Genomic DNA, 15122 nt, shown 5'->3' with positions numbered 1-15122 from the left:
AGCGCTTCATTTTATCGCAGGCGCCCATTGCATTCCGCCTGTTGCGCTGCAAAAAGGACGCCCGCCGCCGTTACTCCATTGTCGAAGGATGCCGACCGCGTGACTATCAGTTGGCTCGATGCCGCAATCCTCGGCCTGATTCAGGGGCTGACCGAATTCCTGCCCATCTCGTCCAGCGCGCATCTTCGCATCGCCGGGGAATTCCTTCCCTCGGCGGCCGATCCGGGGGCGACCTTTACCGCGATCACCCAGATCGGCACAGAGGCGGCTGTGCTGGTCTATTTCTGGTCCGACATCCGCCGCATCGCCGAGGCATGGCTGCGCCAGAACGTGCTGCGCACCACCCATGACGCCGACCATGCGCGCATGGGGTGGCTGATCATCGTCGGATCGATCCCCATCGTCGTGCTGGGCCTGCTGTTCAAGGACCAGATCGAGCACGGGCTGCGCAACCTCTATATCACGGCGAGCGCGCTGGTGCTGTTCGGCATCATCCTCGGCGTCGCCGATCGCGTCGGCTCCAAGCGCCTGCCGCTCGCCCGGCTGACCTGGCGCGACGGCATCCTCTTCGGCTTCGCGCAGGCGATGGCGCTGATCCCCGGCGTGTCGCGCTCCGGCGGGACGATCAGCGCGGGGCTGCTGATGGGCTATACGCGCGAGGCCGCCGCGCGCTATTCCTTCCTGCTGGCGGTGCCCGCGGTGTTCGGCTCCGGCTTCTACCAGCTGTTCAAGAGCATCGGGCAGGAGAATGTCGTCGGGCCGGGGCAGACCGCGCTGGCGACGCTGATCGCCTTCGTCGTCGGCTATGCGGTGATCGTCTTCTTCCTGAGGCTGGTCGCGACCCGCACCTATCTGCCCTTCGTCCTCTACCGCATCGCCATGGGGCTGGGCATCATCGCGCTGCTCTGGGCCGGGCAGCTTTCGCCGCTCTGACGCGATCGGATTTTATAAGGCCGGCTACAAAAAAAGGGGCGCCCCCAAAGCGGTGGGCGCCCCCTTTCCGGTTCCGGCCGGACGGGTGGTCAGCGCGGCTGCGCCTTGCTCTTGTCGTAAGCGCCGAGGCCGGGCTTGTAGCTTTTCTCGTCGATGAACTGGCGGATGCCTTCCTTGCGGCCGTCGGTCTTGTCGTGGAAATTGCAGGCTTCCTGCATGCGGACCAGATAATCCTCGGCCTCGTCATAGGTCATCAGGCCGACCCGGCGCACCGCGTCCTTCGCGAATTTGAGGGTGACCGGGTTCTTTTCCAGCAGCATCTTCGCGACCTCGGTGGTGCGCTCCTTCAGCCGGTCGAGCGGCACGCTTTCATTGACGAGGCGCATCGCGGCGGCCTGCTTGCCGTCGATCAGGTCGCCGGTCAGCGTCAGCCACATCGCGTCGCGCATCGGCAGCAGGTCGACCACCACCTTGGTCACGCCGCCGCCGGGCAATATGCCCCAGTTGATCTCGGACAGGCCGTACTTCGCTTCATCGGCGCTGATCGCGAGGTCGCAGGCGAACAGAGGGCCGAAGCCGCCGCCGAAGCACCAGCCGTTGACCATCGCGATGGTCGGCTTCTGGAACCAGCGCAGGCGGCGGAACCAGCCATAGCTTTCGCGCTGCGACTTGCGCACGCCGCGCAGGCCCTGCGCCTCGGTTTCGCGGAAATATTCCTTGAGGTCCATGCCCGCCGACCAGGCGGTGCCTTCGCCGCCCAGCACCAGCACGCCGACATCCTCGCGGAACTCCAGCTCGTCCAGAACGTCCATCATGCGGCGGTTGAGCGTCGGGCTCATCGCGTTGCGCTTTTCGGGGCGCGCGAAATTCACCCAGGCGATGCCGTCCTCGACATGAACGGAAACGACGTCTTGTTCTTCCATGATCCACTCCATTGAAAGGGTTGAGGGGCAGGGCGGCGGCGCTCCGCTGTCCCAGGAATTGTATCCTTGGTGTACAATAATCGAAGCCGCGCGCCGCGCAAGCGAAGAATCGCATCCCGGCGGCGGGAATGCGCCTTAACGGTTGCATCTGTCATAAATCTGTCACAAGGGGGCGGCGTCATGGCATTGGGGATCAAACCGATCAGGCAGATAGCGGCCCTGCCCTATCGCGCGGAGAGCGACGCGCTCGATGCGCCGATACGGATTCTGCTGGTCACCTCGCGCGAGACGAAACGCTGGGTGATCCCGAAGGGCAACCCCGGCAAGGGCCTGCTGCCGCACCAGAGCGCGGCGGCCGAGGCGGAGGAGGAAGCCGGGGTCGTGGGCGCGATATGCCCGACGCCGCTCGGTTCCTATCGCTATCGCAAGCGGCGCGGCAACGGCGCGTCGCTGATGGTGGACGTGGAGGTGTTTCCCCTCGCCGTCAATCGCGAGCTGGCCGACTGGAAGGAACGGGACGAGCGCGAGCGGCGCTGGTTCGGGCTGAAGGAAGCCGCCGAGGCGGTGGAGGAGCCGGACCTGCGCGATCTCATCCGCTCCTTCGCCGCGTCGGAATTCAAGGCTGCGGCGGGGCGCCAGACGCTTATCGGTGCGGTCGCGCAAAAATCGGGGATAAACAGGATGTTCGGCTGGTTTCAGCGACTTTTACCCAAGCAGGGCAATTTCTTCGATCTGTTCGAATCGCATGTGCAGACCGTGGGCGCGGGGGCCGATGCCCTCACGCGCCTGCTGCACGACGGCGACAACCGCGCCGATCATATCCGCGAGGTGCAGGAGCGGGAAAGCGACGCGGACGAAATTATCCGCGAGGTGCTGCACCTGGTGCGCCGCACCTTCCTGACCCCGTTCGACCGGGGCGCGATCATCAGCCTGATCGGATCGATGGACGATGCGATCGACGAGATGCAGGCGGCGGTCAACGCGATCGACCTCTACGACTTCACCGATTTCGGGCAGGAAATGCGCGACATGGCGGCGATCGTGGTCGACAGCACCCGCGTGCTGGCCGAGGCGATGCCGCTGCTGCGCGACGTCGCGCGCAACGCCAAGCGGCTGCACGAGCTGACCGAGCGCATGGTGCGGATGGAAGGCCATGCCGACGCCATCCACGCCGCCGGGGTGAAGAAGGCGTTTCAGGAACAGGGGGTTGCCGACCCGATGGGGTTCATCGTGCGCAACGAGATATTCAAGCATCTCGAACGGATCGTCGATGCGATGGAAGACGTCGCCAACGCGATCGACGGCATCGTGATCGATCACGCCTGAGCGCGCGCCGGCCCGATGCATGACCTTGCCCTTCCGCTGCTGGCCGCGCTGATCCTCGTCGCGCTGGCGTTCGATTATCTCAACGGGCTGCACGACGCCGCCAACAGCATCGCGACGGTGGTGGCGACGCGGCTGCTGCGCCCGGTGCAGGCGGTGGTGTTCGCCGCCTTCTTCAACTTCGCCGCCTATTTCCTCACGCTGTTCTTTCCGGCGCTGCACAAGGTGGCCGAAACCATCGGCGCGGGGCTGATCGACAAGGAACTGGTGACGCCCGCCGTCATCTTCGGCGCGCTGATCGGCGCGATGTTCTGGAACGTCGTCACCTGGCTGAAGGGCATCCCGTCCTCGTCCAGCCATGCGCTGGTCGGCGGGCTGATCGGTGCGGGCGTCGCCCATGCGGGGATCAGCGGCATCGAATGGAGCGGCCTCAACAAGACGCTGATCGCGATCGTGCTGTCGCCGACGCTGGGCATGATGCTGTCGATGCTCATCATGCTGGTGACGAGCTGGCTGTGCCGCGATGCGTCGGCACGGGGCGCTGATACGGGCTTCCGCTATCTGCATCTCGCCTCCTCCGCCGCCTATTCGCTCTCCCACGGCCTCAACGACGCGCAGAAGACGATGGGCATCATCACCGTGCTGCTCTATTCGACCGGCTATCTGAGCGGCGAGTTCGAGGTGCCGCACTGGGTCGCCATCGCCTGCTATGTCGCGATCGCGCTCGGCACGCTGACCGGCGGGTGGAAGATCATCGAGACGATGGGATCGCGCATCACCAAATTGTCGCAGCATCAGGGGTTCAGCGCCTCGCTGGGCGGATCGGCGGTGGTGTTCACCGCGTCGCTGATGGGCATTCCGGTATCGACCACCCACACCATCACCGGCTGCGTGATCGGCGCGGGCACGGCGCGGCGCGCCTCCGCCGTGCGCTGGGGCGTCGCGCAGAGTGTGGTGTCGGCCTGGGTCATCACCATCCCCGCCTCCGCCATCGTGGGCGCGCTCTTCTATCTATTGACGCGGCTGTTCTGATTCTTTGGTTGATGTCGGGCCAGCCCATCACCCGGCGCAGGCTGGGGTCTCAGGCCATGTCGCGCATCGCCTCCTGAGATGCCAGCCTGCGCTGGCACGACGTGAGAGGACGGTGGGCTTTTGTTGCGCATGCTACATAATTCCCGCATCCTGTATCATGTGACAGACCGGAATCGCCGGTTCGAGATTGTGCCGCCGCATCGGGCGGCGTAGAACCGGGCATTATGATCGATGCGCACATCCTGCCCGACGCCGAGACCGGCACCGTTCCCGCTACCCCTCCCGTCATCCGCCGCGAGGATTACAAGGCGCCCGACTGGCTGGTCCCTGAAATCGCGCTCGATTTCCGTCTCGACGCCGAACGGACCGAAGTCACCGCGCGGCTCTATGTCGAGCGCAATGGCGATCATGACCGGCCGCTGGTGCTCGACGGGGAGGAGCTGGACCTGCTCTTCGCCAGCGTCGATGGCGACCCGGTGGAGGTTGCGCCGGAAGGCGGCCGCCTGATCCTGCCGCTCGACGGCGCGAAGCATGTGGTTGAAACCAGGGTGGCGATCGCGCCCGCGCGCAACAGCCAGTTGATGGGCCTCTATGCCAGCGGCGGCCTGCTCTGCACCCAATGCGAGGCGGAAGGCTTTCGCCGCATCACCTTCTTCCCCGACCGGCCCGACATATTGAGCCGTTATGCGGTGCGGATGGAGGCCGACAAGACGCTCTACCCGGTGCTGCTGTCGAACGGCGATCCGGTGGCGAACGGCGAGGCCGGGGAGGGCCGCCACTGGGCGCAATGGAACGACCCCTTCCCCAAGCCCTGCTATCTCTTCGCGCTGGTCGCGGGCGACCTTGCCTGCAATGCGGACAGCTTCACGACGATGAGCGGGCGCGAGGTAAGGCTCGGCATCTGGGTGCGGGAGGAGGACCTGCCCGCGACCCGACATGCGATGGCCGCGCTCAGGAACAGCATGGCGTGGGACGAGCGCGTCTATGGCCGCGAATATGATCTCGACGTGTTCAACATCGTCGCCGTATCCGATTTCAACTTCGGCGCGATGGAGAATAAGGGGCTGAATATATTTAACAGCCGCTACATATTGGTCGATCCCGATACCGCGACCGATCTCGATTATGATGCGGTGGAGGGTGTGGTCGCCCATGAATATTTCCACAACTGGTCGGGCAACCGCGTCACCTGCCGCGACTGGTTCCAGCTGTCGCTCAAGGAAGGGCTGACCGTTTACCGCGATCAGTGCTTCTCCGCCGACATGGGCAGCGAGCCGGTGAAGCGGATCGAGGATGTGCGCTTGCTGCGCGCCGGGCAGTTTCCGGAGGATGCGGGCCCGCTCGCCCATCCGGTGCGGCCCGAAAGCTATATGGAAATCAGCAATTTCTACACCGCGACCGTCTATAACAAGGGCGCGGAGGTGATCCGCATGATGGCGCAGATCCTGGGGCCGGAGGGCTTCCGCAAGGGCACCGACCTCTATTTCGCGCGCCATGACGGGCAGGCCGTCACCTGCGAGGATTTCGTCCGCGCGATGGAGGAAGGCGGCGGGGTGGACCTCACCCAGTTCCGCCTCTGGTATTCGCAGGCGGGCACGCCGCGCGTCGCCGCGACGATGATCCACGATCCCGAGCATCGCCGCGTCACGCTGACGCTCAGCCAGAGCATTCCCGACACGCCGGGGCAGGCGAACAAGAAGCCGATGGTGCTGCCGCTGCGCACCGCCTTGTTCGATCGCCAGTCCGGCCAGCGGCGGGAGGAGCGGCTGCTGATGCTGACCGGGGCGGAGCAGAGCTTCACCTTCGAGGGCATGACCAGCGCGCCGGTGCTGTCGATCAATCGCGGTTTTTCCGCGCCGGTGATCGTCGATGCGCCGCGCACGCAGGACGAACTGGCGTTCCTTTCCGCCCATGACGACGATCCGTTCGCCCGCTATGAGGCGATGCAGCAACTGATGGTCAATGCGCTGACCGAGGGCGTCGCCTCCGGCGAGCTGGAAACCGGGGCGGTGATCGAGGCGATCCGCACCAGCGCGACCGACCCGTCGCTGGACGACGCCTTCGTCGCCGAGGCGATCCGCCTGCCGAGCGAGGCCTATATCGGCGACCAGATGCTGGTCGTCGATCCGCAGGGCATCCATGACGCGCGCGAGGCGATGCAGCAGGCGATCGGCGCCGCGCTGGAACCGCTGTGGCGCGACCTGCACCAGCGGACGGCGCGGCCCGCCTTCTCGCTGGAGGCGGGCGACAAGGGCGCGCGCAAGCTGCGCAACGTCGTCCTTTCCTATATCGCGGCGAGCGGCGCGGAGGATGCCGCCGCGCTCGCCTTCGCCCAGTTCGACGGGGCGCACAACATGACCGAACGGCAGGGCGCGCTCGGCGTGCTGGCCAACGGCATGAGTGCGGAGCGGGAGCGCGCGCTGGCGGCCTTTTACGACCGCTATCACGGCAATGCGCTGGTGCTCGACAAATGGTTCCAGACGCAGGCGCTGGCCTGCCACCCGGATACGGTGGAAATCGTGCGGGCACTGGGCCGGCACAGCGATTTCACGCTGACCAACCCCAATCGCGTCCGCTCGCTCTACGGCGCGTTCGCGGCGAACCAGTGGGCATTCCACAGCGGCGGGGCGGGCGAGGGCTATCGCCTGCTGGCGGACCTCATCCTGGCGCTCGACCCGATCAACCCGCAGACGGCGGCGCGCATGGTGCCGCCGCTCGGCCGCTGGCGCCGCTTCGACGTCGAGCGCGGCGGGAGGATGCGCGCGGAGCTGGAACGGATCGTCGCCCAGCCCAAGCTGTCGCGCGACGTGATGGAGCAGGCGAGCAAAAGTTTAGCGGATTAAAGGTCAGAAGGTGTCCTTGGCCGCGCGCAGCCGCGCCAGTTCCGCTGCGCTGTCCGCGCGCATGAAGGGATTGGTCGCCCGCTCCTGCGCGATGGTCGTGGGCACGGTCGGCACACCCTGCTCGCGCAGCGCCTGCACCTCGTCCATGCGCCGGGCGATGTCTTCATTGTCCGGCTCCATCGCCTGCGCGAAACGGCCGTTGGAGAGGGTATATTCATGCGCGCAATAGGCCCGTGTCTCGCCGTCCAGCATGGCGAGGCGCCGCATGTTCGCGAACATCTGCTCCGCCGTTCCCTCGAACAGGCGGCCGCAGCCCATGGCGAACAGCGTGTCGCCGACGAAGATGATCCCGGCATCGGGCAGATGATAGGCGATATGTCCGGCGGTGTGGGCGGGAACCTCCCACACCTGCGCGGCATGGGCGCCGATGCGCGCGCTGTCGCCTTCGCCCACCGCCACGTCCAGCGTCGGGATCTTCGCCCGCTCGGCGGCGGGGCCGGTCACGGTGCAGCCGGTCGCCGCCTTGATCCCGGCATTGCCGCCGGTGTGGTCGCCGTGCCAGTGGGTGTTCCAGATCTGGCCGATCGTCCAGCCGCGCGCAGCGGCGGCCTCCAGCACCGGCTCGGCCACGGAAGGGTCGATGGCGACCGTCTCGCCGCTGTCCCCGTCATGCAGCAGCCAGACATAATTGTCGGACAGCACTGGCACGCAGGCGACGTCCAGTCCCATCTCACCATTCCCCGACATTGGGCATCGACGCCCAGGGCTCGGCCGGTTCCAGCTGGCCGTCCTGCAACAGCTCGACCGAGATGCCGTCCGGCGTGCGGACGAACGCCATATGCCCGTCACGCGGCGGGCGGTTGATGGTGACGCCGGCGTCCATCAGCCGCTGGCAGGTTTCGTAGATATTGTCGACGCGATAGGCGATATGGCCGAAATTGCGGCCGCCCTTATACTCCTCGGCCGGGCTGCCGTCCTCCGGTGGCCAGTTATAGGTGAGTTCCACCTGCGCGTCCTCGTCGCCCGGCGCGGCCAGATAGATGAGGGTGAAGCGCCCCGTCTCGCTCTCATAGCGCTTCACCTCCCTGAGGCCGAGCAGCCCGAAGAACCGGAGGGTGGCGTCAGGATCGCTGACGCGGATCATCGTATGAAGATATTTCAGCATGCCCCGCCCTATATCATGGCGGGCGCCGTCTCGCCACACTTCCACGGCTTCCAGGGCGGGTCTATCTTCCCTGATTGCGCCAGCGGGATATGGTCCGGCCCAATATATCTTCCTCGCCGCCTTCCTCCTGCCACAGGCGGGAGAAGCTGGGGTCGGCGGAGGCCGGGCGGCGGCCTTCCTCCAGATCGTCGAGCGCGACGCGGATCGGCACGGAAACGCCCTCGCCGCAGATGATGCATTCGCGGTTGCGCAGCGCCGGGATCGAATCGAGGAAGCCGCGCGCGCCTTCCGGCATCGCCGCTTTCACGAAATTCTGGTCGCGGTCGTTGTTGAGGCGCATCGAGATGATCGTGCCGCATTGCGACAGCACGCCTTCGGCGAGATCGGACGGGCGCTGGGTGATGAGGCCCAGCGACACCCCATATTTGCGCCCTTCCTTGGCGATGCGCTCCAATATCTTGCGCACCGACTGGCCCGCGCTGCTGCGGTCGCTGGGGATGTAGCGGTGCGCCTCCTCGCAGACGAGCAGGATCGGCCGCTTCGGCTCGCCCCGCGCCCAGATCGCATAGTCGAAGATCAGGCGCGAGAGCACCGACACCACGACCGAGGTGATTTCCGAAGGCATGGCCGAGGTGTCTATGATCGAGATCGGCCGGCCGGAGGCGGGCAGGCGGAAGATCTTGGCGATGAACGCCTGCATCGAATCGGCCACCAGCATGCCGGAGAACATGAAGCTGTAGCGGGGGTCGGACTTCAGCTCGTCGATCCGCGTCTTGAGGCGCATATAGGGCAGGGAATTGGTGCCCTTTTCCAGCTTGCCCATTTCGTTGGAGATGATGGTCGTCAGGTCCGACAGCAGATAGGGCACCGGCGAATCGACGGTCAGGCGCGTCATCCCCTCGGCCATGCGGTTCTTCGCCCGCGCGGCGAACAGGCATTTGGCCAGAATGTCGCGGTCGATGTCGCGATCCTTGCCGTGCGAGGTCAGCAGCACCTCGCAATGCTCCTCGAAATTCATCAGCCAATAGGGCAGGGCGAGGTTCGTCGTGTCGTAGACCGCGCCGTTGGAAGAAAAGGCCGCGCTATATTCGCCGTGCGGGTCGATCATCACGATATGCCCCTTGGGCGACATGTCGCAGATGCGGTGGAGGATCAGCGCGGCGGAGGTCGACTTGCCGGTGCCGGTCGATCCCAGCAGCGCGAAATGCTTGCCCAGCAGCGCATCGACATCCAGCGTGGCGCGGGTCTCGGCGGTGGGGAAGATGGTGCCGATCTGCACATGGGAGTCGCCGTTGGCGGCGTAGATCTGGCTCATATCCTCGCTCGACACCGGGAATATCTCGGTGCCCGGCGCGGGATAGCGCGTCACGCCGCGCCGGAAGTTGATGATGTTGCCGGTGCCGAATTCCTCGTCCCCTTCGCCGAGGAAGTCGATGTCGGCGACCAGCCGGGTGGAGTCGCGCCGGTCGAGGATCAGCGAGCGGACGCTGGCAATCGTCCAGCGCGTTCCCATGCAGATCTTGACCTGGCTGCCGACCTGTCCCGCCATGGCGATGCACGGATCGGGGTGACGGCTCAGCGCATCGATGCTGTCGAGGGGAATCAGCACCTGGGAGCTTCGGCCCGAAATCTGGAAAATGACCCCCATCGCCGGAATGGTGGCGGCGACCTGCCGGTCGATAAAGGATGCTTCGTCAAGACGTTGCGATGCCGTGAGGGAAAAGCTCCCGGTCATGTCGTTCATGGTAAGCCCACTCCTTGCCCCTGAAATACCCGCCCGTCTTAGGCGCATAAGGTAAAGAAGAGCTTGAAAGGCCGCTTTCGCGCGTCAGAGCATGATCCGCTTCAACTGAAGCGGATCATGCTCTGAGTATCTTTCGCTTCCGCATTTTCCGAGTCGTCAGGTGGGTCCGCCTGACTTGAAAATGCTCTAGACGCGGCGGCCGACCCATCCCGCGAGCAGCCCCATCAGCACCGCCATGGCGGTTGCGGCAAGGCCGTAGGGCAGCGGCCAGCGTTCCGCGGCGAGCGCGACGAACCGTTCGAAACCGGATTTGCGGACCTGTATGTCGCGCACCGCCGCCGCCACCACGCGTCCGTCCTGGATGAGGAAGGTTTCGGCTGTATAGTCGCCCACCACCACCCGCGCCGACAGCGGCAGGCGCACGCGATAGAGCAGGCCGTCGGTGATCTCCACCGTGCCCGGCCGCTGGACGAACAGGCCCTCCCGCTGTTGCAGGTCGATCAGTCCCCGTTCGAACCGCGCGATCTCCGCCGTATCGGAAAAGGAGGTGGGCGACAGCTGGATGTTGGTGATGCTCAGCTCATAGATGGCGGTGGTGCGCTCGTCGGTGATCTGCTCGATCGGGCGGGAGCTGGCGATGGCGTAGAAGCTGGGCACCGACTGGAACTGCATGCTGTCGGCATTGACCCAGATGCCCGCCACCTTCTGCTTCTCGCGGATGCGGATCGGGCGTTCGGGGCCCTTCAGCACGACGACGATGTCGGCGGGCTTGTCCGGCGGCCGGCCGTCGGGATAGGCGATGGCGCCGAACAGCAGCAGCTCCGCGCCCTTGAAGCTGTACTGGATGTCGATCTGCCGCTGCGACACGTCGGGCACCAGATGGGGCGCGCTCGCGCCGCCGAGCATCAGCGCGAAGGCCGGAAGGCAGGCAAGCCGGAGAGCGCGAGCGGGCATCAGCGCACTTCCAGCGTGTAGATCTCGTCGGGCCGCCAGCCCAGCCCCAGCGCCATGCGGATCGCCACCACCAGCACGATGGCGGCGAGGATGACGCGCAGATATTCAGGCTGCATCCGGCGCGATATGCGCGTGCCGATCTGCGCGCCGGTGACGCTGCCGATCAGCAGCAGCAGCGCCAGCACGAAATCCACCGCCTTGGTGGTGAGGCTGTGCACCAGCGTCGCCGCCATGGTGACGAACAGCACCTGAAACAGCGAGGTGCCGACCACCACCTGCGTCGTCATGCCGAGCAGATAGAGCATCGCGGGCACGAGGATGAAGCCGCCGCCCACGCCCAGCAGCATCGTCATGATGCCCGTCACCATGCCGAGCAGCAGCGGGGCGAGCGGCGAGATATAGAGGCCCGATTTGTAGAAGCGCCAGCGCATCGGCAGGCTCGCCACCAGCGGATGGTGGCGGCGCTTGCGGGCGGGCGGGCGGGCGCCGGTCTTCATGCGGATGAGCGCCTGCCCCGACTCCCACGCCATCATCGCCCCGATCGAGCCGAGCATCAGCACGTAGAGCAGGCTGATGACCGTATCCATCTGGCCGATCGACTGGAGCAGGCTGAACAGGCCCGCGCCGATCACCGCGCCGATGGTGCCGCCTACGACCATCACCACGCCCATGCGCACATCGATGGTGTTGCGCGACAAATGGCTGATCACGCCCGAGACGCTGGTGCCCGTCACCTGCGTCGCGGCCGAAGCGGCGGCTACCGTCGGCGGGATGCCGTAGAGGATCAGCAGCGGCGTCGTCAGGAAGCCGCCGCCCACCCCGAACATGCCGGACAGCAGGCCGACCAGCCCGCCAAGGCCGATGATGAAGACGGTGTTGACCGGCAGATTGGCGATGGGCAGGTACAGGTCCATGCTCTGGTCATAGAGGCCAAAACGTCCGGGCGGAACCCTTTTGGCGCAGGCCGCGCGGCGGATGATCGCGCAGGTCAGAAATCGCTGGCGAGGGTGATTGCCGGGCCGGAGCCGGGTGCGGCCCCGCCCGCGATGCGCTGGCGCCATTCGAGCAGGACGCGCGTGCCCGCCATGCCCAGCGGGCGGCGCAGCTGCACCACCGGGCCGATGTCGAGCCGGGACACGCCCGGCTGCGCCCCGCCCGACAGGCCGAGGCCCGCGCCCGTCCTCTCTCCGCCGTCGAGCGCGGCGGTGAGGGACAGGCGACCGTCGACGAATGCGTCCGTGCGCGACAGGCCGACAAGGCCCGTCTGCATATAGCCTTCCGCCGTCACGCTGCCGCCCAGCCGGGTGGGGTTGAGGCCGGTGGCGAGGATCGCGGCAAAGGCGTTGCGCGCCTCCCTGTCGAGCGCGATGCGCCGTTCCAGCCCGATCGACAGCGGAACCCGGCCGGCGAGGGGCCGGGCGGCGATGCCGAGCGCGGCTTCCGGCGCGACGGGCGTGCGCAGGGCGCCGGACAGGCGGCCGTAGAGCGACAGCGGCGCGGGTCCGTTTCCGCCGCCGAGCAGCCGGTCCACCCGGATGCCCGCCTGCGCGCCGCCGAGCTGGCCGCCGCTTCCCAGTCCGGCGGAAGCAGCCTTTTCCCGCCAGAGCAGCCAGGCGGAGCCGATCCATTTGCGCGGGCCGCCCTCCGTATCGGCGGGCCATGGCGGCACCGGCGGAAGGGTGGCGGGCGGCGCGGCGTCGCCCGGCCCGGCTTCCCCGAATGTGGCGGCAGGGGGCTGGACCGGCGCGGGGGAACGGACAGGCGTCGGCGGCAGGATGGAAGGCGAGACGGCGCCCGGCATCTTCGGCAAGGCCGGATGGCGCGCGGCGAAAGCGACGGGAACCGATGCCGTGCCTGCGCCTGGCCTTCCCGCGAGCCTTGCGCCCGATCCCGGCCCGCCACTCGGCCCGATGCCCGGCAGCATCGCCGCCAGTGCCGGCGTCCCGGCGCCCTGCGCCTGCCGCCGCTGCATCCGCGCGATCAGGGCCGGGCGCGCAGGGCGCGGCGCGGTCGAGCCGGCTTTGCGGGCAGGCGCCTCTTCCTCCGTCGCGCTGCCCGCCAGGCCGCCCACAAGCGCGATCCGCATCCCCGCCCATAGCAGCAGCACCATCGCCAGAAATCGCAGGGGGCGGCTGTTGCGCAGGGCGGCTTCCTGCCCCGCCGCGCCGTCACAGGCTGGCGGCATGGGCTTCCGGCGGGTGGAGCGTCGGGAATATGTGGCGGGTCTTCTCCCAGAGGATGCCGCCGCCCTTCAACTGTCCGACATAGCGGCGCATCGCATGCAGCATCGCCCTCATCATGATGTAATTGGCGACCAGGGTGCGAGGGATGGCCAGCAGCCCCTGCGGCCAGCCATAGGCGCGGGCGGACCAGAAGGCCCGGCTCGCCAGCCGCCACCCCATCAGCGCCAGCGTGACCTGAAACCCCAGCGCGACCAGCGGGGAAGGCACCGGAGGCGGCAGCAGGCCGATATGGCGGAGCAGCAGCACGGCGGCATGGGCGGGAATGGCCAGATAGGCGGCCAAGATGACCAGCGCAGCGAGCGCGGCGCGGCGGTCGTGCAGCCGCATCCATCTTTCCCGCAGCGATCCGTGCCAGCCCAGCCTGTCCCACCCGGCGAGCGCGATGCCGACGAACCAGCGTGCCTTCTGCTTGACGGCATCATCCATGGTTTCGGGAAAATGCTCCTGCGTGCAGATGAGGCCGCCCTTCGCGTCCAGCATGGTGACGAACACGGTGCGCCCGCCCTGCTCGCGAATGTGCAGGCCGATCTCATAATCCTCGGTGAGCGAGGCGGGGTCGAACGGCATGCCGCCCCGGTCGCGCGCGATCCGTTCCAGACGGTCGCGGTCGAAGCAGCAGCCCACCCCCGCCGAGGGCACCGCCGCGCCGATCGCCTCGCGCAGCACCAGCGTCCGTCCATGGGCTTCCGCGAACTCGTCCGCGTAGTGCCCGGCGATCCAGCGCGAGCGGGGCGAGAGCAGCGGGCGCACCGGCAACTGCACCATGTCGAACCGCTCGATCATCCGGTCGAACAGCCGGATCTCGTCCGGATGCACGACATCTTCCGCATCGTGCAGGATCACGCCCTTGAATCGCCGCCCTGTCCGCTCTTCCTCGCGCAGCAGCGCGGGCCAGAGATGGTTCAGGCAATCGGCCTTGGTGGTGCCGCCGTCATGCGGCAGCACGACGAGGCGGATGCGCGCGTCCTCCCGCGCGACGGCGGCAACGGCGCGGATCGTGTCGGGATCGTTGGGATAGGTGCCGACGAACAGCATTATGTCCTCCGCCCGCCAGCTGCGCAGGCAATGGCGCAGCATCGCGCCGATCACGCCGGATTCCTGCCAGGCGGGGATGAACAGCGCGAGCGGGCCGGGGCGTTCCGGCGGCGGCAGGGTGGCGGCGGTCATGCGCGGATAGCGGGTGTAGACGGTCAGCCCCCGCCAGACGGCGCGGCCGATGAACAGCATATCCATCAGGAAATCGTCGAGGCCGCCGATCAACAGGCCGACGAGAGCGAACATCATGATTTCATGCTCCACCGCCGCGAAAGCGGTGAGTGCTGCCGTCATCCAGTCCAAGATCATGCCCCCATGAGACGACAGGTCCGCCGCGATCGGCCTGCCCTCAATCGCCGAAACTGGTCCGGCATGGATGGCATGGCCCTGATATCGCGTCGAATCGCCTCATCGTGGTGATAGGGCGCAGGATCGGGATCGGCCAGCCCATTCCTGCCGATATGGATGAAACATTATCCATTTTGGCGGAATTTTACCGGCGGCGCGGGCTGGGAATGTTTTTCCGACAGGGCATGGATTGCCGGGGATAGCTGCGGCCGACCAAAGCCGGACGGTGCAACCTGAGCCTGTCAAAGGGCTGTTTTCTCTTGGCCCAAGGGAAGGCGAGGCTTCGACAAGCTGAGCCCGAACAGGGGGGAAGTAGTCGCTTACAAACCCGGACCCATTAGTAATGGCTATGGTCGTCAAGAAAAAAAGCCCCGGCGCGCATGCTGCGCACCGGGGCCTTCTTCTATGAGATGCCGCCTTGCCTCAAAGCTTGTCGGTCAGCTCTGGCACGGCCTTGTAGAGGTCTGCGACGAGGCCGATGTCGGCGACCTGGAAGATGGGGGCGTCCTCGTCCTTGTTGATGGCGATGATGGTCTTGCTGTCCTTCATGCCGGCAAGATGCTGGATCGCGCCGGAGAT

Annotated in this window: 12 protein-coding genes and 1 pseudogene; 4 read left to right on the top strand and 9 right to left on the bottom strand. The window is 66.7% G+C overall.

Going from position 1 to position 15122, the window contains the following annotated elements:
* The first annotated feature begins 99 nt into the window (after positions 1–99).
* Positions 100–933 (top strand): undecaprenyl-diphosphate phosphatase, encoded by an 834-nt coding sequence (locus GGR43_RS21130; RefSeq protein ID WP_188073797.1) that lies wholly within the window; start codon positions 100–102, stop codon positions 931–933.
* Between the two features lie 89 nt (positions 934–1022).
* Here GGR43_RS21130 and GGR43_RS21125 read toward each other — a convergent pair whose 3' ends face one another.
* A complete protein-coding gene (locus GGR43_RS21125; protein WP_188073796.1) occupies positions 1023–1856 on the bottom strand; it encodes a p-hydroxycinnamoyl CoA hydratase/lyase in 834 nt (277 codons plus the stop codon).
* Between the two features lie 180 nt (positions 1857–2036).
* On the opposite strand from GGR43_RS21125, the gene GGR43_RS21120 reads away from it, so the two are divergent.
* The 3 genes from GGR43_RS21120 (at position 2037) to pepN (ending at position 7054) form a co-directional block, all read left to right on the top strand.
* A complete protein-coding gene (locus GGR43_RS21120) occupies positions 2037–3182 on the top strand; it encodes a DUF47 family protein (RefSeq protein WP_188073795.1) in 1146 nt (381 codons plus the stop codon).
* Positions 3183–3197: 15 nt separating this feature from the next.
* Entirely contained in the window at positions 3198–4211 is a 1014-nt protein-coding gene (locus GGR43_RS21115; protein ID WP_188073794.1) for an inorganic phosphate transporter, read from the top strand.
* 224 nt (positions 4212–4435) lie between these two features.
* Positions 4436–7054: an aminopeptidase N gene (gene pepN, locus GGR43_RS21110; protein WP_188073793.1), complete on the top strand. Its 2619-nt coding sequence runs from the start codon at positions 4436–4438 to the stop codon at positions 7052–7054.
* Between the two features lie 3 nt (positions 7055–7057).
* Here pepN and gloB read toward each other — a convergent pair whose 3' ends face one another.
* The 8 genes and pseudogenes from gloB to GGR43_RS23625 form a co-directional block, all read right to left on the bottom strand.
* A complete protein-coding gene (gloB, locus tag GGR43_RS21105; RefSeq protein ID WP_188073792.1) occupies positions 7058–7783 on the bottom strand; it encodes a hydroxyacylglutathione hydrolase in 726 nt (241 codons plus the stop codon).
* A 1-nt stretch (position 7784) separates the two neighbouring features.
* Positions 7785–8219, bottom strand: coding sequence for a VOC family protein (locus GGR43_RS21100; RefSeq protein ID WP_188073791.1), 435 nt, complete (start codon positions 8217–8219; stop codon positions 7785–7787).
* 61 nt (positions 8220–8280) lie between these two features.
* Positions 8281–9867 carry an ATP-binding protein gene (locus GGR43_RS21095; RefSeq protein WP_246343966.1) on the bottom strand — a complete coding sequence of 529 codons (1587 nt, stop codon included), beginning with the start codon at positions 9865–9867 and terminating at the stop codon, positions 8281–8283.
* Between the two features lie 282 nt (positions 9868–10149).
* Entirely contained in the window at positions 10150–10917 is a 768-nt protein-coding gene (locus tag GGR43_RS21090) for a TIGR02186 family protein (RefSeq protein WP_188073789.1), read from the bottom strand.
* A complete protein-coding gene (locus tag GGR43_RS21085) occupies positions 10917–11831 on the bottom strand; it encodes a sulfite exporter TauE/SafE family protein (protein ID WP_188073788.1) in 915 nt (304 codons plus the stop codon). Before GGR43_RS21085 ends, GGR43_RS21090 begins: the two co-directional genes overlap by 1 nt.
* Before the next feature lie 74 nt (positions 11832–11905).
* Positions 11906–13102, bottom strand: coding sequence for a hypothetical protein (locus tag GGR43_RS23420; RefSeq protein WP_223177555.1), 1197 nt, complete (start codon positions 13100–13102; stop codon positions 11906–11908).
* Entirely contained in the window at positions 13086–14489 is a 1404-nt protein-coding gene (locus GGR43_RS21075) for a glycosyl transferase family protein (protein WP_188073787.1), read from the bottom strand. Before GGR43_RS21075 ends, GGR43_RS23420 begins: the two co-directional genes overlap by 17 nt.
* A 477-nt stretch (positions 14490–14966) precedes the next feature.
* A pseudogene (locus GGR43_RS23625) lies at positions 14967–15122 on the bottom strand (electron transfer flavoprotein subunit alpha/FixB family protein); the annotation flags it as partial.

This window comes from Sphingobium jiangsuense (genome assembly GCF_014196495.1).
In the GTDB taxonomy this organism is placed as follows: domain Bacteria; phylum Pseudomonadota; class Alphaproteobacteria; order Sphingomonadales; family Sphingomonadaceae; genus Sphingobium; species Sphingobium jiangsuense.
This window is presented reverse-complemented; position numbering and strand designations above follow the sequence as displayed.